The sequence below is a fragment of the Inhella sp. genome (genome assembly GCF_041912635.1).
Taxonomy (GTDB): domain Bacteria; phylum Pseudomonadota; class Gammaproteobacteria; order Burkholderiales; family Burkholderiaceae_C; genus Inhella.
In genome coordinates, this window is the sequence record NZ_JAYRMO010000022.1 from 65684 (window position 1) to 88141 (window position 22458).

Here is a 22458-nt window from a genome sequence, read left to right on the forward strand (position 1 = left end):
CGGTTTACTGTGCCAGACGGGCCAGCTCCGCGACGCGGTTCATGGCCTGCTGCAAACCCCGTAACAAGGCCAGGCGATTCGCGCGTACGGCAGCGTCCTCGGCGTTCACCATCACGCCGTCGAAGAAGGCATCGACCGGGGCTTTCAGTGCCGCCAGGGCGCGCAGCGAACCGGTGTAGTCACCCTGCTCGAAGAGCGGATCGGCCTGAGCCGTGGCGGCTTGCAACGCAGCGGCGAGCTGCTGTTCGGCGGCTTCCTGCAGCAGCGCGCCGTTCAGCGCCACCGGCGCCTCCTCGCTCTTCTTCAGGATGTTGCCGACGCGCTTGTTGGCCGCTGCCAGGGCCGGCGCCTCGGGCAGCGCCGCGAAGGCGCGCACCGCCGCCAGGCGCTTGGGGATGTCGCCCCATTGCGCCGGGCGCAGGGCGATCACCGCGTCCACCTCTTGCGCCGAATAGCCCTGCTCGCGCAGCGCGCCGGTCAGGCGCTCGTAGGCGAAGTGCAGCAGGTCTTCCTGCACGGTGGCGTGCGTCAGCATGCCCTCGGGGAAGGCGGCCACGCCAGCCTGCACCAGGGCGGGCAGGCTGAGCGGCAGGTTCTTCTCCATCAGGATGCGGATCACGCCGAGCGCGTGGCGGCGCAGCGCGAACGGGTCCTTGTCGCCGCTGGGCAGTTGGCCGACGCCGAACAGGCCCACCAGGGTCTCCAGCTTGTCGGCCAGGGCCAGCACAGTGCCGGTGTGGTTGCGCGGCAGTGCGTCGCCGGCGAAGCGCGGCTTGTAGTGGTCTTCGATGGCAATGGCCACGCCATCGCGCAGGCCCTCATGGCGGGCGTAATAACCGCCCATGATCCCTTGCAGTTCGGGGAACTCGCCCACCATATCGGTCAGCAGGTCGGCCTTGGCCAGCACCGCCGCCTGCTGGACCTTGCTGTCCAGCACGTCGAACTGGTCCTTGGCGTCCACCGTGTAGGGCACGGTGGCGCTGCGCAGCTGGTTCACGATGGCGTGGGCAATGGCGCGCACGCGCTCGGCACGCTCGCCCTGGCTGCCCAGCTTGCCGTGGTAGACCACCTTGGCCAGGCCGGGCACGCGATCGGCCAGCTTCTTCTTGCGGTCCTGGTCGTAGAAGAACTTGGCATCCGCCAGGCGCGGGCGCACCACGCGCTCATTGCCCTGGATCACCGCACTGGCGTCGGCCGGGGCGATGTTGCTCACCACCAGGAAATGTTCCGTCAGCTTGCCGGCGGCATCCAGCAGCGGGAAGTACTTCTGGTTGGCCTTCATCGTCAGGATCAGGCATTCCTGCGGCACTTCCAGGAAGTCCTTCTCGAACTGGCAATGCAGCACGTTGGGACGCTCGACCAGGGCGGTGACCTCATCGAGCAGCGCCTCGTCGTCGATGGGCTTCAGGCCCAGCTTGGCGCCGGCAGCCTGCAGCTGACGCTGCAGCTCGGCGCGGCGCTCGGCAAAGCTGGCGATCACCGCGCCGCGGGTCTTCAGTGCCTCGGCGTAATGGTCGGCATGCTCGATCTCCAGCCGCAGCTCGGCGGCCTCGAAGCGGTGGCCTTGCGTGTGACGGCCGGACTGCAGGCCCAGCAGGCTCACGGGAACCACGGTGTCGCCGTGCAGCGCGATCAGGCTGTGCACGGGACGCACGAAGTGCACATTGCTCCAGCCATCCGCGAGCTGGTAGCTCATCACCTTGGGGATGGGCAGGGCCTTGAGCATCTCGTCCAAGGCCTGCTGCAGGCCCTGGGCCAAGCTGGCCCCGGGCTGCACGGTGTTGGCGAACAGGGCCTCGGCCTTGCCGTCCAGGGCCCGCTCCAGCGGGGTGTCGGCGGCCAGGCCGGAGGCTGCGAGCTTCTTCAGCAGCGCCGGGCTGGGCTGGCCATCGGCCCCCAAGCCCACAGCCACCGGCATCAGCTTGACGCGCTGGGCCTTCTCGGGCGCCTGCTCCAGCACCTGGGTCAGGTGCAGACCGAGGCGGCGCGGCGAGGCGAACGAGGTCGCCACCGCGCCCTCCCCCACCAGGCCTTGGGCGCGCAGCGCGGCTTCGATCAGCTGCGCGAACGATTCGCCCAATTTCTTGAGCGCCTTCGGCGGCAGCTCTTCGACAAACAGTTCGACAAGGAGGTTTTGATGCGTGCTCACGATCAGGCCGCCTTCTGTTCTTTTTGTTTCTTGGCTTCGATCTGGGCGACGACCTCGTCGGCCCAGGCTTTCGGCGCCATCGGGAACCCGAGGCGCGCGCGGCTGTCCACGTAGCTCTGCGCCACCGCACGCGCCAGGTTGCGGATGCGGCCGATGTAGGCGGCACGCTCGGTCACCGAGATGGCGCCACGCGCATCCAGCAGGTTGAAGCTGTGGCCGCACTTCAGCAGTTGCTCGTAGGCCGGCAGGGCCAGGTGCTGCTCCATCAAGTGCTTGCTCTGCTTCTCGTGCGCGGCAAAGGCCTGCAGCAGGAAGTCGACGTCGCTGTGCTCGAAGTTGTAGGTCGACTGCTCGACCTCGTTCTGGTGGAACACATCGCCGTACTTGATGGCCGGGCGGCCGTTCTGGGCTTCCACGTAGATCAGGTCGTAGACCGACTCGACGCCCTGCAGGTACATCGCCAGGCGCTCCAGGCCGTAGGTGATCTCACCCGTGATGGGCCGGCAATCGATGCCGCCGACCTGCTGGAAGTAGGTGAACTGCGTCACTTCCATGCCGTTCAGCCAGACCTCCCAACCGAGACCCCAGCAGCCCAGCGTGGGGTTCTCCCAATCGTCCTCGACGAAGCGCACGTCGTTCTTCTTCAGGTCGAAGCCCAACGCTTCCAGCGAACCGAGGTAGAGCTCCAGGATGTCGGCCGGCGCGGGCTTCAAGACCACCTGGAACTGGTAGTAGTGCTGGAGGCGGTTCGGGTTCTCGCCGTAGCGGCCGTCCTTGGGGCGGCGGCTCGGCTGCACGTAGGCGGCGTTCCAGGGCTCGGGGCCCAGGGCGCGCAGGAAGGTGGCGGTGTGGCTGGTGCCGGCGCCCACTTCCATGTCATAGGGTTGCAGCAACGCACAGCCTTGATTGGCCCAGTAGTCCTGCAAGCGAAGAATGAGTTGCTGGAAGCTCAGCATGTTGGGAATCCAAAGACGGCGGGGCTGAATGGGTCGCCTGGCGGCCCGGAGAGGGGCGGATTCTAGGGAGCGCGCCGCGCGCGCCGGCCCCGCTGCACCGCCCAGGCCAGGGGCAGCAGGCCCAGGGCCCACAGCGGCCACAAACCGAGCGCATGCAGCCAGCGTGCATAGGGCGTGCTGCCGCTGCGGCCTTCCACCTCCACCACCAGCAGGCCGCGCGTGAGCGGCAGCAGCTGCTCGCGCAGCCGGCCCTGATGATCGACCCAGGCGGTGGCGCCGGTGTTGGTGGCGCGCACCACGGCACGCTGGAACTCCAGCGCCCGCATCTGCGAGAACTGCAGGTGCTGGTCCTGCACCATCAGGCGGCCGAACCAGGCCAGGTTGCTGGCGTTGACGAAGAGCGTGGCTGCGTCCGGGCCGTCCACCGCGCTGGCGACGATGTCCTCGCCGAACAAATCCTCGTAGCAGATGAGCGGGCGCACGCGCTGGCCGCCGATCAGCCAGGGGCGCTGGTGCTTGCCGCGCGCCTGGTCGTCCATCGGAATGTTCAGCGCCCGCACGAACCAGGCAAAGCCCGGCGGAATGAACTCGCCGAAGGGCAACAGATGCCGCTTGCCGTAGACATAGCGCCGCTCGCCCTGCTGCAGGCCGATAAGGGAATTGACGTAGCCCTCCTGCGCATTGCCGACAAAGCTGCCCATCAGCAGGGGCCGGCGCACCGAGAGCTGCGTCAGCCGCTGCTGGGCCTCGACGGGCAGAAAGTCGTAGGGCAGCGGCAGCACCGATTCCGGCGTGACCAGCAGATCGCCCTCGCCGGCCTCCAGCTGCGCCAGCAGCTCGGCCAGTTGGACGCCGATGCGCGCCTCGTCGAATTTCTGCGACTGCGGCACATTGGGCTGCACCAGTCCGACCTTCAGGGAGCCGGCGCTGTGCGTGAACTGCTGCGGCAGCAGCAGGCCGAGCAGCGGCAGCGCCAGCAGCGCCAGCCCGCGCGGAGAGCGCGCCTGCCAGACCTGCGCCAGCCCCGCCGCGCCTAACGCCGCCACAAAGCCGATGCCATACACCCCGACCCAGGGCGCCCAGCCGGCCAGGGGCCCCACGGTGTGGGCATAGCCGCTGGCGATCCAGGGAAAGCCCGTCAACCACTGCGCCCGAGCCAGTTCACCCAGCAGCCAGCAGCAGGCCCAGAGCAGCGGCGCCGCCGCCGGCAGCCGCGGCCTGAGCCAGGCAAACAGCGCCAGTGCCCCGGCGCTGTACAGGCTCAGGAAGGCGCCCAGCAGCAGCAGCGCCCCCACGGCCAGCACAGGGCGCAGGCCACCGAATTCGTGCAGGCTGATGAACAACCACCACAGGCCGGAGCTGAGCCAGCCCAGGCTGAACAGGAAGCCCAGGCCCGCGGCCTGCCGAACGCCTTGCCGCCAGCTCAAGGCCGCCAGCAGGCCCAGGGCCAGGATCTGCAGCGGCCAGGCCAGCAAGGGCGCGAAGGACGCCGTGTGCACGACTCCGGCGGCCAGTGCGGCCAGCCCCCCCCACAACAGTCGCATCAGCTCTCCGGGGTTTCCGGTGCGCGCGTAACCTTGAACCAGCGCACCGCGCCGCCCCGCGTCAGCATGACGTGGAACAGCAAACCACCCAGAGTCACCGTCTCGCCACGCCGCGGCACGCGGCCATGTTCGTGCGCCACCAGGCCGCCGATGGTGTCGAAATCCTGCTCCGGCAGCTGCAGGCCGAAGGCGGTGTTGACGGCCTCGATGGCGGTGTCACCCGCCACGCGCTGGCTGCCATCCGCCAGGGTGTAGAGGCCGCCATCGCCCTCGCGCTCGCGGTCGTCGAACTCGTCCTCGATCTCGCCGACGATCTCTTCCAGCACGTCCTCGATCGTCACCAGGCCGGCGGTATTGCCGAACTCGTCGATGACGATGGCCAGGTGGTTGCGGTTGGTGCGGAAGTCGCGCAGCAGCTCGTTGAGGCCCTTGCTTTCCGGCACGAACACCGGCGGGCGCAGCAGGGTGCGCAGGTTCAGCTCGGGCGCGCGCTGCAGCTTCAGCAGATCCTTGGCCAGCAGGATGCCGATGATGTTGTCGCGCGTGCCCTCGAACACCGGGAAGCGCGAGTGCGCGGTGCCGATGACGCTGCCGAGCAGCTCCTCGTAGGGGGAGTCGATGTCCAGCAGGTCCATGCGGGGGGCGGCCACCATCACGTCGCCGGCCGAGAGCTCGGCCATGCGCAGCACGCCTTCGAGCATCTGACGCGACTCGGGCTCGATGAGCTCGCGGCTCTCGGCCTCGGCCAGCGTCTCCATCAATTCCTTCTTCGAGTCCGGGCCCGGGTGGAGGAACTCGAGCACACGCTCCAGCAGGCCGCGCGGGCTCTCTTTGGACTCACCCGGCCGGCCGCTGGGCGGCCGACTCGGCGCAGGGTCTGACATCAGATCCGGGGCTCAAGGCCCCGCACAAACAGGGGGCGGCAAGGATAGCGGATGGCCATGACGCACTTGAAACCAGAGGTCTGGCCCCAAAATGGACTGTTTTTCCGATCGGCCCCTGCCTGCCCATGTCCAACCAGCCGCAACCCATCCCCGCCACCATCCTCACGGGCTTTCTCGGCGCCGGCAAGACCACGCTGCTCAAGCGCGTGCTGTCCGAGGCACACGGCCAGAAGATCGCCGTGATCGAGAACGAGTTCGGCGAGGAGAACATCGACAACGAGATCCTGGTGGCCGACACCAACGAGCAGATCATCCAGATGAGCAATGGCTGCATCTGCTGCACGATCCGCGAAGACCTGCGCTCCACCCTGGCCGACCTGGCGCGCCGCCGCCGTGCCGGCGAACTGGACTTTGAGCGCGTCGTCATCGAGACCACCGGCGTGGCCGACCCCGGCCCGGTGGCCCAGACCTTCTTCATCGACGACGAGATCGCCGAGAGCTTCGTGCTCGACGCCATCCTGACCCTGGTGGATGCCAAGCACGCCGACGCGCAGCTCGACAGCCGCCAGGAGGCGCGCCGCCAGGTCGGCTTTGCCGACCAGATCTTCATCAGCAAGAGTGAGCTGTGCGAGCCGGCTGCCGTGGATGCGTTGGTCCACCGCATCAAGCACATGAACCCGCGCGCGCCGCAGCGCAAGGTGCATTTCGGCGAGGTGCCGCTGAGCAAGGTGTTCGACCTGCGCGGCTTCAACCTCAATGCCAAGCTCGACATCGACCCGGAATTCCTGAAGGTCGAGGAGCACGGTCATCACCACCATGACCACGGCCATCACCACGAGCACGGCGAGCACTGTGGACACGACCACCACCACGAGCACGGTGAACACTGCGACCACCCGCACCATCACCACCATGACGACGACGTCAAGAGCTTCGTCTACCGGGCCGAGCGCGCCTTCAACCCGGCCAAGCTGGAAGACTTCCTCGGCGCCATCGTCCAGGTGTATGGTCCGAAGATGCTGCGCTACAAGGGCGTACTGAACATGAAGGGCAGTGAACGCAAGGTGATCTTCCAGGGCGTGCACCAGCTGATGGGCTCGGATCTGGGGCCGAAATGGGCCGCCGGTGAGAAGCGAGTCAGCAAGATGGTCTTCATCGGCATCGACCTGCCCCGTGAGGTGCTGGAACAAGGCCTGGAAGGCTGCTTGGTTTGAGGGTAAATCTGGGGCAGGGCGCTGACTACAATCCCGCGCCCAAAACGCCCCGGAAACGTCCCAGGATCGTCACTTTGGGTCGTATAAATCAGCAGGGCACTGGCCCTGTGAGGAGTAAATAGGTGAGCAAGACCCTGACCCCCAAACCCGCAGCGAGCCCAGCCGCCAAGGCCCCGGCCAAGCCGGCGGCCAAGGCGGGCGGCAATGAGGCTTGGCGCAACAAGCCCGGTCACGAGCTGACCGATGCCGAAGTGCTCGCCATGCCTGATAGCGAGTACATGAACGACCAGCAGCTGGCGTTTTTCCGCAGCAAGCTGCAGGCCTTGCGTGACAGCATCCTCTCCAATGCCGGTGAAACCACCGAGCATCTGCGTGAGGACACCACCATCGTGCCGGACCCCGCCGACCGCGCCACCATCGAGGAAGAGCATGCGCTGGAACTGCGCACGCGTGACCGCGAGCGCAAGCTGCTGAAGAAGATCATGCAGTCGATCGCGCGCCTGGACAGCGGCGAATACGGCTACTGCGACGAGACGGGTGAACCCATCGGCCTGGGCCGACTGATCGCCCGCCCGACCGCGACGCTCTCGCTGGAAGCCCAGCAGCGCCGCGAGATGAAACAGAAGATGTTCGGGGACTGAGGTCCCAGATCCGACAAGGCGCGCATGGCCGACGATCCCAAGCAATCGGAAAGCTTCCTGCGCAAGGTGGCGCGCTTTGTCGCCAATCCGACCACGGATTGGAAGGAGATCAACTCGCGTCAAGACGATCCAGAGAGCGAGCTCGCCAAGGCCGAACTGAAGGCCATGATTGAGCGCAAGCGCCGCAATGACTTCGTGCGCAAGCGCGAGTTCGACATGCTGCGCCGCCTGCGCCGCGAGGGCCTGACGCCGGAGCAACTGGCCGCCGCTGGCGCCCAGAACAACTCCGTCATCAGCGACGCCGACAAACCCCTGGGCGAGGCCAACCGCGACGACGTCGAGGCGGTGCGCGACAAGATCAACCAGATCGAGCAGCAGATGGTCAAGGAGGGCTTCCGCCCCTCGATGGCGCCGCGCCCCTCGCTGCAGGTCGCACCCGCGGGCGATTTCGACTCGACCACCCGCGCCGCCCACTTCGCCCCCACCCTGCCCACGCCGGGGCCGGGTGACCCGATGGCGGCGCCGGCCCCCTCGGCGGCCGTGATGGGCCGTGGCCTGCCCCCGCCCAGCGATGCCGCGCCCAGCGCCCTGCCCACGCTGCCGCCGCTGGAGATGGATTTGACCTTTGGCGCCGCGACCGACGTGGCGCCTGCCGCGTTGCCGGAACCGACCTTCGACCTGGTGCTGGACGCCCAGCCTCCCGCCAAGCAGGAGGAACTCGGCCACGACCCGGAGCTCGACGAGGCGGTGATCGCCTTCGCCAACGGCGACAACGAAACGTGCGAGCGCGCGCTGATCGAGCTGACGCAGGCCGGCGGCCCGCGCAATTTGCATGCCGACACCTGGCTGGTGCGTTTTGACTTCTACCGCGCCACCGGCCAGCAGCCACCCTTCGAGTCGCTGGCGTTGGATTACGTGCACTTGTTCGGCCTGTCGCCGCCGCAGTGGTTCTCCATTCCGAAGCTCGTGGCCGAAAGCCGCAAGGCCGAGCGCGCTGCAGCGGCACCGGCCAGCGGCATCAAGCCGACCGGCGTGACCTGGGCGGCGGCGGGTGCCTTTGACCTGGATGCACTCACCCTGCTGAAGAAGCGCTGCGACACCGCTCCGCTGCCTTGGGTGCTGGATTGGTCGGAACTGCAGCGCGTCGAAGCCGAGGCTCGCGAGCCCCTGACCGATCTGCTGCGCGCCTGGGCCAAGCAGGCCACCGAGATGCGCTGGATCGGCGGCGACCGCCTGCTCGAACTGCTGCGTGAAGCCACGCCGGTGGGTGAACGCGACACCGATACCGGCTGGTGGATGCTGCGCCTGGAGGCGCTGCGCGTCGTCAACCGGCCGGACCAGTTCGACGAGGCGGCGATCGACTACTGCGTGACCTACGAGGTGTCCCCTCCCTCCTGGGATCCGGCTCGCTGCAAGGTGCGCGTTACCAACGGCAGCCTGTCCACCCAGGGGCCAGGCACCAATATTTCCGGCGCCGGCGGCCTGGCCTTCCTGGACTCCACCATGGAGACCGAGGACGGTGGCAATGTGGCCCATCTGGAGATGTCCGGTCAGCTGGTCGGCGACATCACCGAGGTGCTGAAGACCATGAGCGCGCAGATCGGCGCGGCCGTGCAGGTGCAGGTGGCCTGCCCGAAGCTGGTGCGGCTGGACTTCATTGCCGCCGGCGACCTGCTGAACTGGGTGCTGAACCAGCGCACCGAGAACCGCAGCGTGGTGTTCACTGATGCGCACCGCCTGGTGGCCCTGTTCTTCGGTGCCATGGGCATCAACGAGCACGCGCGCATCAAGGTCCGCGTCGCATAAGGCCCCCAGTCACCGGCCCTGTGGCCTGGAAGGCCTCGGGGGGCTGACCCGGCTCGGGAACGGCCCTTCAGCGGGTCGACCCCAGTCACGCGCTAATCTCTCTCCGGCAACTCAAGCCCAAACATCCCATGAGTGACACCCCCGTCTTCCACGGAACGACGATTCTTTCGGTGCGCCGCAATGGCGTCGTCGCGCTCGGCGGCGACGGCCAGGTGACGCTGGGCAACATCGTCGTCAAGGGCACGGCACGCAAGGTGCGCAAGCTTTACCGCGAGCAGGTGCTGGCTGGCTTTGCCGGTGCCACCGCCGATGCCTTCACCCTGTTCGAGCGCTTCGAGGCCAAGCTCGAAAAGCACCAGGGCCATCTGATCCGCGCCGCCGTGGAACTGACCAAGGACTGGCGCACCGACCGCGTGCTGCGCCGCCTGGAGGCCATGCTGGCCGTGGCCGACCGCGAGCACAGTCTGATCATCACCGGCAACGGCGACGTGCTGGAACCGGAAGAAGGCGTGGTGGCCATCGGCAGCGGCGGCGCCTATGCGCAGGCTGCCGCCATCGGCCTGTTGCGCCATTCGGAGCTGAGCGCGCCCGACATCGTCAAGCAGTCGCTGGTGATTGCCGGCGATCTCTGCATCTACACCAATCAGTCGCACACGATTGAAGTCCTGACATGAGCTCGATGACCCCCCAGGAGATCGTCTCCGAGCTGGACCGCCATGTGGTGGGCCAGGCCCAGGCCAAGCGCGCCGTCGCCATCGCGCTGCGCAACCGCTGGCGCCGCCAGCAGGTCGAGGGCAGCCTGCGCAATGAGATCGCGCCGAAGAACATCCTGATGATCGGCCCCACCGGCGTGGGCAAGACCGAAATCGCGCGCCGCCTGGCCAAGCTGGCCGATGCACCCTTCATCAAGGTCGAGGCCACCAAGTTCACCGAGGTCGGCTATGTCGGCAAGGATGTCGACACGATCATCCGCGACCTGATCGAGATCGCCGTCAAGCAGGAGCGCGAGGCCCAGGTCAAACTCAAGCGCACCCAGGCCGAGGATGCAGCCGAGGAACGCATCCTCGACGTGCTGGTGCCGCCGCCGCGCACCAGCGGCATGGGCTTTGGCGAGGAGGCCCCCAAGGCAGACAACACCGCCCGCCAGGTGATGCGCAAGCGCCTGCGCGAAGGCGCGCTGGACGACAAGGAAATCGAGCTGGACCTGACCGAGCGCGGCCCGGCCATGGAGATCCTGGGCCCGCAGGGCATGGAGGAAATGGCCGAGCAGCTCAAAGGCCTGTTCGGCCAGATGGCGGCGGGTAAGAAGAAGACCCGCAAGCTCAAGATCAAGGAAGCGCTGGCCGCACTGGTGGACGAAGAGGCGGCCAAGCTGGTGAATGAGGACGAGATCAAGCAGGCCGCGCTGCACAAGACCGAGCAGAACGGCATCGTCTTCATCGACGAAATCGACAAGGTGGCCTCGCGCTCCGACGTGAGCGGCGCGGACGTCAGCCGCCAGGGCGTGCAGCGCGACCTGCTGCCATTGGTCGAGGGCACAACGGTCAGCACCAAGTACGGCATGGTCAAGACCGACCACATCCTCTTCATCGCCAGTGGCGCCTTCCATCTGGCCAAGCCCAGCGATCTGATCCCCGAGCTGCAGGGCCGCTTCCCGATCCGCGTCGAGCTGCAGTCCCTGAGCGTGACCGACTTCGAGGCCATCCTGACCAGCACGCATGCCAGCCTGATCAAGCAGTACCAGGCCTTGCTGGCCACCGAGGGCCTGACGCTGGACTTTGCGCCCGAGGCGATCCAGCGCATCGCGCGCATCGCCTACGAGGTCAACGAGCGCACCGAGAACATCGGCGCGCGTCGCCTGGCCACGGTGCTGGAGCGCCTGCTCGAAGAAGCCAGCTTCGACGCCCCGAACCGTAGCGGTCAGAGCCTGCGCATCGATGCCGATCTGGTGCAGCAGCGCCTGGATGAGCTGGCGCAGAACGAAGACCTGAGCCGCTTCATTCTGTAGGGCTGACGGGCTGGCGCGCCTCGGCCAGGGCCAGCAAGCCATCGAAGATCAGGCCGTCCACCAGCTCGTGCTCGATGTCCAGGGCCGGCGCCACCTTCCAGGCCGCGCCGCCCGTCATCAGTGTCAGCGGCGGGATGCCGGTGCGCTGCAGCAAGTGGCGGTGCATGCGCTCGATGGCGCCGGTGATGGCGTAGTTGCCACCGCTGGTCAGGGCGTCCGAGGTGTTGGTGGGGAACTCGCGCACCTCGCCCGTGGGCACGCGCAGGCCGGCCGTGCCGCCTTCCAACGCGCGCAGCATGATGCCGTGACCGGGCAGGATCAGGCCGCCCAGAAAATTGCCCTCGAGGTCGAGGGCATCCACCGTCACCGCCGTGCCCACCATCACCACCAGGCAGGGCTTCTGCAGGCCGCGGCGCAGCACCTGGCTGCGCGCGCCCACCAGCGCGACCCAGCGGTCGGCGCCCAGGCGCGTGGGGTGGTCGTAGCCGTTGTGCACGCCAGCCTCATGGGATGAGGGCACGACCCAGCGCGGCGCCAGATCCCAGCATTCGAGCTGCTCTTCCACGCGCCGGCGCACTGCATCGCCCGCCACATTGGCGCCCAGCATCTGCTGCGGCGCCGGCAGCGTCGACCACTCCCGCTCGGCCAGATCTTCGATGTGCTCGAGGAAGACCGCGCCGTGCTCCAGCAAAGTGGCCCCGGGCTGCGCGCCGTCAAAGCGAGCCCACTTGAGGCGCGTATTGCCGATGTCGATGGCAAGAAAGCTCATGGGCGCGCAGCCTACCAGCGTGAACAATCGCCGCCACACGGGCCCGCGCAGCCGGCGGCGCGATGCGAGGATCCCGTCATCCTCAGGAGACCATCCGATGCTGAAGAAGAGTCGTTCCCTGGCCTGGCAGATGTGGAAGCCGGTGATCGTGCTTTGCGTGGTCACGGGCGCTTCGGCCATCGGCCTGATTACCCGCACGGTCCATCTGCTGGAGGAATCCCGGCTGCAGCAGGTGGCCCAGACGGCGAAGCTGGAAGATTCGCTGAGCTGGCACCACCAGGCCCAGCTCTACGCCTCACAGAGCCAGGCCTTGCAGGCCGTGCCGGACGAGCAGAAGTCCAAGCTGCAGGGCCAGCGCGAGGCCACGCTGGCGCGCATCCAGGCGCTGCAACAGGAACTCGGCAAACTGGCCGCCACCCCGGCCGAGCGCCAGGCCCTGGCTGCCGCCGAGCAGGGCTGGAACGACTACAAGGCCCAGGCCGACAAGGGCAGTGCCGATGCGGGCGGCCCCCAGGCCATCCAGGACCTGCACAAATTCCAGCAGGCTGGCGCTGAAGCGCTGCGCAATGCCATCGGTGCGGCGCGCCTGAAGTCGGTCTATGCCGTCACCGGCATCGTGGTGGCGATCTGCCTGATCATGGCCTTCAGCACCCTGCACTTGGTGCGCACCATCACCAACCCCCTGGGGCGGCTGACGCGACTGGCCAAACGCATCGCCGAGGGTGACCTGACCGAGGGCGTGGCGCAAGACCGCGGCGATGAACTTGGCCAGCTGCAGCACGCGGTGGAAGACATGCGCCTGGAACTGGTGGAGATGGTGACCCAGGCCCGCGACGGCGCCGACAGCGTGCGCACTGCGTCCAGCGAGATCGCGCATGGCAATATGGACCTGAGTCAGCGCACCGAGCACACCGCCGCCCATGTGCAGCGGACCAGCAGCGCGCTGACCGAGTTGGGCAGCGCGGTGCGCCACACGGCCGAGAGCGCCGCCACCGCCAACCAGCTGGCGCAGAGCGCCGCCGGCGTGGCGCAGCGGGGCGGCACGGTGGTGGGCCAGGTGGTGCAGACCATGGACGAGATCACCACCAGCTCGCGCAAGATCGCCGACATCATCGGCGTCATCGATGGCATCGCCTTCCAGACGAACATCCTCGCGCTGAATGCCGCGGTGGAGGCCGCGCGTGCCGGCGAACAGGGCCGCGGCTTTGCCGTCGTGGCCAGCGAGGTGCGTTCGCTCGCCAGCCGCTCGGCCGAGGCGGCCAAGGAGATCAAGAGCCTGATCGGCTCCAGCGTGGAACGCGTGGAGCATGGCAGCAAGCTGGTGCAGGACGCCGGTGCCACGATGCAGGAGATCGTCGCCAGCGTCGGCCGGGTCAGCGACGTGATCGGTGAGATCTCGGCCTCCAGCTCGGAGCAGAGCCAGCACCTGGGGGGCGTGGCCGGCTCGATGACGGAGCTGGACCAGATGTCGCAGTCCAACGCCGCGCTGGTGGAGCAAGGCGCGGCGGCCGCCGAAAGCCTGAAGGAGCAGGCAGCCAAGCTGGCCTCGCTGGTCAGCAAATACCAGGTGCCGGGCATGGCGCGCCGCTGAACCTGGGCGCAGCATGACCAAGGACACGGCGGCCCACGGGCCGCCGTGTCCTTGATGGGCCGCTGACCGCTCCGACATGGCCCGAATGGACCATGACAGGGACTCGGGTCTTCCCTAGGGTTGCGGACCTGGAATCCAGGACTTCAAACCGACCTGGGACGAGCCCTCAAACCCCGACCTGTCATGCGCCAACACTCTCTCACCGCCCTCTCCCTGGCCCTGCTGCTGACCGCCTGCGGCGGCGGCGACCCCAGCACGGCACCGGCCGAAGTCAAGGCCTTTGTGGCCCAGGCCGCAGGCCCGCAGCGCCGCGCCACAGCCGTGGCCGCCGTCAGCAGCGAGGTCAGCGCCACCCAGTTGTTCGACTGGGCCGAGTTCAAGTACGGCCCCTCCTTGTTCCCCAAGACCGGCGCGCAAAACTTCGAGCTCGACCATGAGGGCCTGCACTTCGAGGTTCGTGCCTACGGCAACGGCAACTTCCTCGGCCTGGCCAGCAACGGTCAGGTCTACGGTCTGGGCCCCTTCACCGGCGGCCAGCTGCAGAGCTTTGGCGCGGCCAGCGCGTTCGCGGCCCAGGTGCAGGCAGATCGCTGCAGCGTCTACCCGAGCCAGTGCGGCAACACCGGCCCGCTGGGCAGCCTGAACGAGTGCACGGCGCCGGCGGCGCAAACGCTTGTCAGCGGCCGCCGCCTGCTGGCCAACTATGTGATCTCCGGCACCGGCGAAGGCGCCAGCAGCGGCGAGTACACGCTGGACCTGCGCGTCGAGGGCAGCGGCAGCTTCGAAGGCCAGAGCGCCATCAAGGTGCGCAGCCTGGTCAACGGCAGCTTCACCGCAGAGGGCCAGACCAGCACCAACAAGATGGAGGGCGTGAGCTATGAGCAGGTGGCCGAAGGCGGCCTGATCCGCAGCCTCGGCGATGAATCGGAGAACGAGATCCAGATGGGTGGCACGCTGATGAAGCAGAGCCTGCGCGTCGTCATGACGCCGCCCGAACTCAACACCGAGTTCACCCTAAGCCCGGGCCAGTCGCTCACCAAGACCAGCACCTCCCGCGTCACCAGCAGCACCAGCATGGGCGGCATGAGCCAGCCGGCCACCACCAACACCGTCACCAGCACCTCCGTCTACACCTACGAAGCGCGCGAGACCGTGACGGTGCAGGGCCGCAGCTATGACACCTGCCGCTACAAGGAAGTCGACCCGAGCATGCCCAATCTGGTGACGAAGAGCTGGATCCTGGTCGGCCACGGCATCCCGGTGCGCACGCTCAACACCACGCCGGACAGCACCCAGACGCTGGAAGCGAAGTCGATCGAGCTGAACGGCAGCCGGCTGTAAGGCAAGCCAGCGGTCGACAAAGCAACAGCGGGGGCTCAAGGCCCCCGCTGTTGCTTGGCGCCTGTTGACGCTCAGGCCACCATCCCCAACGCCCGCGGCAGCGCCAGGCTAAGTGCCGGCCAGTAGGTCACCAGCACCAGGAACACCAGCATCGTCAGCAGCCAGGGCCAGGTGGCGATGGTCAGCTCGGTGATGCCCATCTTGGTGATGCCCGAGGCCACGTAGAGGTTCAGCCCGACCGGCGGGTGACACATGCCGACCTCCATGTTGACGACCATGATGATGCCGAAGTGCACCGGGTCGATGCCCAGCTTCATCGCGATCGGGAACAGGATCGGCGCCAGGATCAGCACGATGGAGCTGGGCTCCATGAAGTTGCCGGCGATCAGCAGCAGGATGTTGGCAATGATCAGGAAGCCGATCATGCCCACGCCGGTACCGATCATGGCGTCGGCCATCTGCTGCGGAATGTTCTCGTGCGTCATCAGGAAGCTGAACAGCACCGCGTTCGTGATGATGTAGAGCAGCATTGCGCTCATGTTGGCGCTCGAGAGCAGCACCTTGGGCACGTCCTTCAGGCCCATGTCCCGGTAGATGAACACCGCCGTGATGAAGGCCCAGACGGCGCTCATGGCCGCGGCCTCGGTGGGCGTGAACATGCCGCTGTAGATGCCGCCCATGACGATGACGATCAGCAGCAGGCCCCAGATCGACTCGCGCAGCGCCTTGGCACGTTCGGCCCAAGTGGCCTTGATTTGCCTCGGGTAGTTGAACTTCTTCGCCCGGTACCAGGTGGTAAAGCCGAGGAAGAAGGCCAGCAGCAGACCCGGCACCACACCGGCCATGAACAGGGCGCCGACCGAGGTGTTGGTCGAGACCGAGTACATGACCATCACGATGGACGGCGGGATCAGGATGCCCAGCGCCCCCGAGGTGGTGATGACGCCCGCGCCGAAGCGGTTCGGGAAGCCCGCCTTGACCATGGCCGGCAGCAGGATGGAGCCGATGGCCACCACCGTGGCCGGGCTGGAGCCCGACACCGCGGCGAACAGCGCGCAGGCCAGCACACCGCCCAGGCCCAGGCCGCCGTGGAAGTGACCGACCATCGAAGTGGCGAAGCGGATCATCCGTTTCGCCACCCCGCCGTGGGTAAGGAAGTTGCCGGCCAGGATGAAGAAGGGGATCGCCATGATCTCGAACTTCTCGATGCCGGTGAACAGCTTCAGCGCAACCGATTCGATCGGCACCTGGGTGAAGGCGAACAGGAAGCTCAGCACGGTCAGGCCGAGCGAGATGCTGATCGGCATGCCGGTCAGCATCAGCACGACCAGCAGGCCAAAAATGACGGCGGTGCTCATCGCTTGTTCTCCTTGTCATCAACGCGCGGATGCAGGTCGTCATTCATGCGGAACACCTGGTCCAGCTGGCCGGGCACGGCCGGGTCTTCCTCGTCCAGGCCATCGACATGGCCGTGGTCGTGGTGCGGCAGCTCGCCGGTGCGCACAAAGGCCACCGTGACTTGCAGGAAGCGGAAGCACATCAGCGCCGAACCGAGCGGGATGGCTGCGTAGACGATCCAGGTCGGCCACTCCAGATCGGGCGTGGTCGGGCCCTCGTACAGGCCCTCGATCGACAGACCGAAAGCCTTGTAGATCGCGTAATGCGCGCCGTTCTCCCACACGAAGGTGGCGCCCAGGGTGGCGATGACGCCGGTGAACAGCGCGCCAGCCAGCAGGCCGAAGACGATGAACTTGTTGCGCATCGCCGCGTTCAGGCGGTTGATCAGCACGTCCACGCCGACGTGGATGCCGGTACGCACGCCGTAGGCGGCGCCGAACTTGGCCATCCAAACGAACATGATGATGCAGAGCTCCTGGGCCCAGCCGAAGTTCAGGCTCAGCAGCCAGTTCTGCACGCCCGGGATGGCCAAGCCCGAGAGGTAGCGGTGCAGCACCGCCGCAAAGATGATCAGCGTGGCCGCGCCGATCAGGAAGGTGATGAGACCTTCCTCCAGATGGTCAAGGATGCGCATGCCGGCTCCTGTTCAGCAGCAAGGGGGACCCCGGCGCGCGGCTGGGGTCGTGCGAGGTCCAGCTCAGGGGGTCAGAGCTTGTTGGGATCGAAGCCCGTTTCCTTGTAGACGGCGTTCAGCACGTCCTGGCCGATGCGCGAGGCCATCTCCTGGTGCACCTTCACCATTGCTTTCTTCATCGCCTGGCGCTCGGCCACGCTCAGCGCGTGCACCTGACTCTTGCCGCTGGCCTTGACCTTCTCCAGCGCCGCATCGTTTTCTTCCTTGGCAATGCGGTTGGCATAGGCGGTGCTCTCGGTCATCGCCTGCTCCAGCTTGCCGCGCAGGTCGGCCGGCAGGCCGTCCCAGAACTTCTTGTTGGTGATGACCGCATAGCCCAGATAGCCGTGGTCGCTCAGCGTCACGTGCTTCTGCACCTCGTGCATCTTCTGCGTGTAGAGATTGCTGTGCGGGTTCTCGGTGCCGTCCACCACGCCGGTCTGCAAGGCCTGGTAAACCTCGGAGAAGGCCATCACCTGCGGCAGGGCGCCCAGGGCGCGCATCTGCGCTTCCAGCACCTTGCTGGATTGGATGCGCAGCTTCTGGCCCTTGAAGTCATCCAGGCTCTTGAGCGGCTTGTTGGCGCTGAAAGACTTGAAGCCGTTGTCCCAGAACGCCAGGCCCTTGATGCCGCGGCCCTCCAGCTTGCCCAGCAGCATCTTGCCCACCGGGCCCTGGGTGACCTTGTGCAGCTCCTCGTAGTTGTCAAAGATGAAGGGCAGGTCGAAGACCTCGAACTCCTTCGCACCCAGCGGTCCGAACTTGGCGAGCGACGGCGCGAGCATCTGCACGGCGCCCAGTTGCAGCGCCTCCATCTCTTCCTTGTCCTTGTAGAGCGTGCTGTTGGCGTACACCTCGACCTTGACCTTGCCACCCGTCAGCTCGGCCGCGCGCTTGGCGAAGAAGTCGGCCGCCTTGCCCTTGGGCGTGTCGTTCGCCACCACATGGCTGAACTTGATGACGATCGGGGCTTGGGCCCAGCTCAGTCCGGCCGCCAGCAGGGCGGTGCTGAGGATGGCCAGGCGGCGGGTGCGGGCGAACAGGCTCATGACGGTCTCCGTGGGTGGAATGGGGTGGCGACGATTGTGGAAATTCGGACGCCGCTGCGTCAGTTGTGGACTTCCACATTTCTGCCGCCGCCGTGCCCTTGCGGCCACAGGCCCTGCGTAGAGTGGCGCCATGCCCGCCCTGCCCCGTCTGCTGCTCCGTCTGCTGCGCCGCGGCCTGTGGGCCCTGCCGGCTCTGCTGGCCCTGGTGTTCGTGGCCGCCGTACTGGCCTGGGCGCTGGCAGACGAAGCCGCCGAGCGCGAGCGCGAGCGCCAGACCTTGATTGCCGACGCACTGAGTGCTGCCACGCCGCTGCGCGCCCAGCTGGCGCTGGAGCGCGCCGCGCTGCGCAATCTGGCCGCCACGCTGCGCGAGCGCCCCGACGCCCTGCTGGGCGCCCAGCCCGAGGTCGAGGCCGGCCTGCAGGGCCTGTGGACCGGCATCACCTGGCTGGACGGCGACAACCGCGTCAAGGAGCAGCTGCCGCTGCGGCCGCGTCGCAACGAAGGCCTGAGCCTGCACCTGCAGCAGCCCCTGCCGCAGGGCAGCCTGGTGCTGCGCTACAGCCCGGCGCAGCTGCTCAAGCAGGCCCTGCCCTGGTGGCTGGCGCGCCGTTACGACGTGCAGATCATTGACGGCAACGAGCAGGTGATTGCCGCACTGACCCATGCGCCGGTGCGCATGGAGGCCGACACCCGCCCCAGCTACCGCGTAGCCCTGGACGACAGCGCGCCCGACGCCAGCCTGGAGCTGATCCTGCGCGAGCCCAGCCCGGCCGGCCTGCGTCCGCTGGTGGGCGTGCTGATCGCCGGCTTCATCCCCCTCAGCATGGCCGCGAGCTGGGGCCTGCGTCGCCAGATGCAGCGCGTGCAACGCGCCGAAGCGCGCTGGCGCGCCGAGGCTGCCTGGCGGGCCGCGGTGGAGAACAGTGCCCTGGTGGGGCTGCGCGCCCGCGACGCCAGCGGCCGCCTGCTCTCCGTCAACCGCACCTTCTGCGAGCTGGTGGGCTTCAGCGAGGCCGAGCTGGTGGGCCGCGCGCCGCCCATGCCCTACTGGCCGCCCGACGCCATCCAGGAGGTGATGCAGCGCAGCGAGCGCAGCCTGGCCGGCCAGGCGCCGCGCGAGGGCTACGAGGCGCGCTGGCGCCACCGCAGCGGCCGCGAGCTCGATGTGCTGGTGTTCGAGTCGCCGCTGGTGGATGCGGCCGGCCAGCAGATCGGCTGGCTGGGCACCATCCTCGACATCACCGAGCGCAAGCGCCTGGCCGAGCGCGAAGCGCGCCAGGTCGAGGCCCAGGCCCAGGCCGCGCGCCTGACCATGCTGGGCGAGGTGGCCTCCACGCTGGCGCATGAGCTGAACCAGCCGCTCACGGCGATTGCCAGCTACAACGCCGGCGTGCTCAATTCCCTGCAACGCCTGGGCGTGGCGGACGCACCGGTGCTGGGCGCGCTGCAGCGCCTGGGCGAGCAGGCCGCGCAGGCCGGACGCGTGGTGCAGCGCATCCGCCAGTTCCTGACCCGCCACGAGCCGCAGCTGGAACCCTGCGCGCTGAACCCGGTGCTCGAATCGGCCCTGGCCCTGCTGGTCAAGGAGTTCCAGCGCCGCGGCATCGAAGTCGACGTGCAGCTGGACGCCGCCCTGCCCGCCATTCAGGCCGATGCCGTGCTGATCGAGCAGGTCGCCATCAACTTGCTGCGCAATGCCGCCGACGCCCTGCGCGAGCAGCCCGGCGCGCGCCAGGTCCGGCTCAGCAGCCGCAGCGCCGGGGGCTTCGTCATCGTCGACGTCTGCGACAACGGCCCCGGCCTGGCCGGACGAGCACCCGAGGCCCTGTTCGCGCCCTTCTACAGCACCAAGCCCGAGGGCATGGGCATGGGCCTGGCGATCTGTCGTTCCATCATCGAGGCGCATCATGGCGTGCTCGACGCCGGCACCGCCACCCTGGGCGGCGCGCGCTTCTCATTCAGCCTGCCCTGCCCATGAACGCCGACGACGCCCTGGTCTATCTGGTGGACGACGAAGACGCGGTGCGCGACGCCCTTGCCTTCCTGCTCGGCTCGCGCGGCCTGACGGTGCGCAGCTTTGCCAGCGGCCCCGAGCTGCTGGCCGCGCTGGACGGCGAACGCACGCCCCCCTTGGGCGTGTTCCTGCTCGATGTGCGCATGGAGCCCCTGAGCGGCACCCGGCTGCACGACGAGCTGCTGGCACGCGGCCTGCACAACCCGGTGCTGTTCCTGACCGGGCATGGCGACATCCCCATGGTCGTCGCCGCCCTCAAGAAGGGCGCTTTCGACTTCCTGGAGAAGCCCTACAGCGACAACGCCCTGGTGGACCGCATCGAACAGGCCCTGGCCGTGGCCCGTGCCATGCGCAGCGAGGGCTCGCGCAGCGCCGAACGCCAGGCACGCCTGGGCAGCTTGACGGAGCGCGAGCGCGAGGTCATGCAGCGCGTGGCGGCCGGCAAACTGAACAAGGTGATCGCCGACGAATTGCATGTCTCGGTGCGCACGGTGGAGGTGCACCGGGCGCGGGTGTTCGCCAAGCTGGGCGTGCGCTCGGCGGCGGAGCTGGCAACCTTGCTGGCGAGCTGAGCCCGCGCCTTCGGGGCCGTGGCGAGGCCGATGGCCCTCAGCCGGCCAGATGCCGCTCGACCTGCTGCAGCACCCAGCCGTCCTGCAGCACGCGCCGGTGCCCCAGCCCCTCGGTGCGCATCAGCACGGCCTGCGCTGCGCCCTCGGCCATGGCGGCGCTGCCAGCCAGGGGAGCGGTGCGGTCGGCAGCGTCATGCACCAGCAGCGTGGGTTGCTTCACGCGCGGAGCCAGCCAGGCGGGGTCAAACTGGGCCATGTCCACGCCCACGCGTTGCTCGATGCGGCGTTGCATGCGCTCGGCCAGGGCCTCGCCCACCCCCATGGCGGCGGCAAACCAGCTCAGGAACAGCCGCGGCGGCGGTGCCATTGCGATCAAAGCGGCGCGCTGCACCGGCAGGCCACGCGCCATGGCATGGGCGCTGGCCACCGCTCCGAGTGAATGGGCCACCACGCCCTGCCAGGGCCCGAAGCGCGCGGTCACGGCGAACAGGGCCCGCACCCATTGCCCCAGGTTGGTGCGCCAGCCTCCCGCACGACCGTGCGCGGGGAGGTCCAGCAGCACCGGCGCCAGGCCCGCGGCCAGCAGTCGATCCCCCAGCGCCCGCAGTTGCTGGGCGTCACCCGCCCAGCCATGCACCAGCAGCACGCGCGGCGCGTCGGGCTGGGCATCGGCTCGTTGCCACACGCCGAGGTGCCCGTTTTCGAAGGGCAGTTCGCTCAGGGTCCAGGGCGCCGGTACCGGCCGCCCACGTGCCAGGCGCTTGGTGGGCAGGGGCGTGAAGAACAGGCCCAGCGCCAAGCGCGTGCTGAGCCGCGGAGCCAGCCGATCCAGGCCGCGCAGCAGGCCGGCCACGGCACGCGCCGGCACGCTGGTGAAGAAGGCCGCCGCCGGGTTGGGATGAATGAGTTGCATGATTCGCTCCGATTCGCACGATCGTGCGTTTTCAGGTCAAAAGAGGCCCGTGCGCGCAAGGCCTCGCTCAGGGCTTGGCGGGCTGGGGCTGGCTGGCCCGCAGCAGCCGCTGCCAGGCGGTCCAGGCACGCGCCGGGGCATGGGGGTCGCGCAGAAAACGGGCGTCGCGCAGCAGGCCGGTGAACAAGGCATCCATCTCGAACACCATCTGCACCGGGTCCACCTCGGGTGCCAGATGGCCGGCCTCGATGGCCTGCTGTACGGTGCGGCGCAGCGCCGCGCGCCAGCGCTGCACGCCATCCAGCAGCTGATCACGCACCGGCCCCTCGCGGTCGTCGTACTCAAACGCACCGGCGCAGTACAGGCAGCCATTGCCCTGGGCCAGATCGCCGGCGCGCTTGATCCACAGCTGCATGATGGCGTTCAGACGCGGTAGGCCACGGGGTTCGCGCATCGCCGGGGTGAACACCGCCTGCAGGAAGCGGCGGTCATACTCCTGGATCACCGCCAGCTGCAGCGCCTCGCGCGAACCGACGCGCGAAAACACCCCGCTCTTGGACAGCGCCAGGCGCTTGGCCAGCTCACCGATGCTGAGGCTCTCCAGGCCCTCGTCGATCGCCATCTGCAGGGCGGTGTCCACGATGGCCTGCAGGGTCAGCTCGCTGCGCTCGGTCTTGGCTTCCATGCGGCAACATTAGCACGATCGTGCGAAACAAGCAAACCAAGTTTCGGCGCGGTACGGCCAGCAGGCCGGTAAAAACCCTGTGAGCAAACGCAAGCACGCTCCCTAGAGTCGTTTCGTTCATCCTAGGAGTCTGGGCGGCAGAAGGGAAGTCCCTGACTGCAGGTGAGGCCTGAGGTGCGTTGGGAGGCTATGGCCGCGCCCTACCTCCCCTACGAGCCGCAGCAGATGCTGCTGCTGCCTCAAGCCCT

19 protein-coding genes are annotated in these 22458 nt (G+C 67.9%); 9 read left to right on the forward strand and 10 right to left on the reverse strand.

Annotated elements, in window-relative coordinates; all coding sequences use genetic code 11:
- Nucleotides 1-4: 4 nt before the first annotated feature.
- From glyS to ACE3QP_RS13895, 4 genes are all read right to left on the reverse strand, one after another.
- A complete protein-coding gene (gene glyS / locus ACE3QP_RS13880; RefSeq protein ID WP_374436949.1) occupies nucleotides 5-2149 on the reverse strand; it encodes a glycine--tRNA ligase subunit beta in 2145 nt (714 codons plus the stop codon).
- A 2-nt stretch (nucleotides 2150-2151) separates the two neighbouring features.
- Nucleotides 2152-3105: a glycine--tRNA ligase subunit alpha gene (gene glyQ, locus ACE3QP_RS13885; RefSeq protein ID WP_374436951.1), complete on the reverse strand. Its 954-nt coding sequence runs from the start codon at nucleotides 3103-3105 to the stop codon at nucleotides 2152-2154.
- A 62-nt stretch (nucleotides 3106-3167) separates the two neighbouring features.
- The gene (gene lnt, locus ACE3QP_RS13890) at nucleotides 3168-4649 is read right to left on the reverse strand and encodes an apolipoprotein N-acyltransferase (protein WP_374436952.1); all 1482 of its coding nucleotides are present in this window, start codon (nucleotides 4647-4649) and stop codon (nucleotides 3168-3170) included.
- Nucleotides 4649-5533: an HlyC/CorC family transporter gene (locus ACE3QP_RS13895; RefSeq protein ID WP_374436954.1), complete on the reverse strand. Its 885-nt coding sequence runs from the start codon at nucleotides 5531-5533 to the stop codon at nucleotides 4649-4651. Before ACE3QP_RS13895 ends, lnt begins: the two co-directional genes overlap by 1 nt.
- A gap of 125 nt (nucleotides 5534-5658) precedes the next feature.
- Between ACE3QP_RS13895 and ACE3QP_RS13900 the strand changes: the two genes are divergently transcribed.
- The 5 genes from ACE3QP_RS13900 to hslU all read left to right on the forward strand — a co-directional run bounded on the left by ACE3QP_RS13900 (nucleotide 5659) and on the right by hslU (nucleotide 11202).
- Nucleotides 5659-6747 carry a GTP-binding protein gene (locus ACE3QP_RS13900; protein WP_374436955.1) on the forward strand — a complete coding sequence of 363 codons (1089 nt, stop codon included), beginning with the start codon at nucleotides 5659-5661 and terminating at the stop codon, nucleotides 6745-6747.
- 122 nt (nucleotides 6748-6869) lie between these two features.
- Nucleotides 6870-7388, forward strand: a complete 519-nt coding sequence (gene dksA / locus ACE3QP_RS13905; protein ID WP_310739852.1) for an RNA polymerase-binding protein DksA — start codon at nucleotides 6870-6872, stop codon at nucleotides 7386-7388.
- A 24-nt stretch (nucleotides 7389-7412) separates the two neighbouring features.
- The gene (locus ACE3QP_RS13910; RefSeq protein WP_374436958.1) at nucleotides 7413-9194 is read left to right on the forward strand and encodes a hypothetical protein; all 1782 of its coding nucleotides are present in this window, start codon (nucleotides 7413-7415) and stop codon (nucleotides 9192-9194) included.
- A gap of 128 nt (nucleotides 9195-9322) precedes the next feature.
- Nucleotides 9323-9868: an ATP-dependent protease subunit HslV gene (gene hslV / locus ACE3QP_RS13915; RefSeq protein WP_198109730.1), complete on the forward strand. Its 546-nt coding sequence runs from the start codon at nucleotides 9323-9325 to the stop codon at nucleotides 9866-9868.
- Nucleotides 9865-11202 carry an ATP-dependent protease ATPase subunit HslU gene (hslU, locus tag ACE3QP_RS13920; protein ID WP_374436962.1) on the forward strand — a complete coding sequence of 446 codons (1338 nt, stop codon included), beginning with the start codon at nucleotides 9865-9867 and terminating at the stop codon, nucleotides 11200-11202. Before hslV ends, hslU begins: the two co-directional genes overlap by 4 nt.
- Here hslU and ACE3QP_RS13925 read toward each other — a convergent pair.
- A complete protein-coding gene (locus tag ACE3QP_RS13925; protein ID WP_374436963.1) occupies nucleotides 11192-11971 on the reverse strand; it encodes a type III pantothenate kinase in 780 nt (259 codons plus the stop codon). The genes hslU and ACE3QP_RS13925 overlap by 11 nt on opposite strands.
- A gap of 97 nt (nucleotides 11972-12068) precedes the next feature.
- On the opposite strand from ACE3QP_RS13925, the gene ACE3QP_RS13930 reads away from it, so the two are divergent.
- Both ACE3QP_RS13930 and ACE3QP_RS13935 read left to right on the forward strand, forming a co-directional pair.
- Complete coding sequence (locus ACE3QP_RS13930) at nucleotides 12069-13562, forward strand: methyl-accepting chemotaxis protein (RefSeq protein ID WP_374436965.1); 1494 nt, start codon at nucleotides 12069-12071, stop codon at nucleotides 13560-13562.
- Between the two features lie 183 nt (nucleotides 13563-13745).
- Entirely contained in the window at nucleotides 13746-14903 is a 1158-nt protein-coding gene (locus ACE3QP_RS13935) for a hypothetical protein (protein ID WP_374436967.1), read from the forward strand.
- Nucleotides 14904-14974: 71 nt separating this feature from the next.
- On the opposite strand, the gene ACE3QP_RS13940 is transcribed toward ACE3QP_RS13935, so the two are convergent.
- From ACE3QP_RS13940 to ACE3QP_RS13950, 3 genes are all read right to left on the reverse strand, one after another.
- Entirely contained in the window at nucleotides 14975-16261 is a 1287-nt protein-coding gene (locus ACE3QP_RS13940; RefSeq protein ID WP_374436969.1) for a TRAP transporter large permease, read from the reverse strand.
- A complete protein-coding gene (locus ACE3QP_RS13945; protein WP_374436971.1) occupies nucleotides 16258-16935 on the reverse strand; it encodes a TRAP transporter small permease in 678 nt (225 codons plus the stop codon). Before ACE3QP_RS13945 ends, ACE3QP_RS13940 begins: the two co-directional genes overlap by 4 nt.
- A 71-nt stretch (nucleotides 16936-17006) precedes the next feature.
- Nucleotides 17007-18023: a TRAP transporter substrate-binding protein gene (locus ACE3QP_RS13950; protein ID WP_374436972.1), complete on the reverse strand. Its 1017-nt coding sequence runs from the start codon at nucleotides 18021-18023 to the stop codon at nucleotides 17007-17009.
- Nucleotides 18024-18153: 130 nt separating this feature from the next.
- On the opposite strand from ACE3QP_RS13950, the gene ACE3QP_RS13955 reads away from it, so the two are divergent.
- On the forward strand, nucleotides 18154-20004 hold the full coding sequence (locus ACE3QP_RS13955; RefSeq protein WP_374436973.1) for a sensor histidine kinase: 1851 nt from the start codon (nucleotides 18154-18156) through the stop codon (nucleotides 20002-20004).
- Nucleotides 20001-20612, forward strand: a complete 612-nt coding sequence (locus ACE3QP_RS13960; protein WP_374436975.1) for a response regulator transcription factor — start codon at nucleotides 20001-20003, stop codon at nucleotides 20610-20612. Before ACE3QP_RS13955 ends, ACE3QP_RS13960 begins: the two co-directional genes overlap by 4 nt.
- Nucleotides 20613-20649: 37 nt before the next feature.
- Here the strand turns inward: ACE3QP_RS13960 and ACE3QP_RS13965 are convergent, their stop codons facing one another.
- A complete protein-coding gene (locus tag ACE3QP_RS13965) occupies nucleotides 20650-21525 on the reverse strand; it encodes an alpha/beta hydrolase (RefSeq protein WP_374436976.1) in 876 nt (291 codons plus the stop codon).
- A gap of 67 nt (nucleotides 21526-21592) precedes the next feature.
- Nucleotides 21593-22210 (reverse strand): TetR/AcrR family transcriptional regulator, encoded by a 618-nt coding sequence (locus tag ACE3QP_RS13970; RefSeq protein WP_374436978.1) that lies wholly within the window; start codon nucleotides 22208-22210, stop codon nucleotides 21593-21595.
- Nucleotides 22211-22458 lie beyond the last annotated feature (248 nt).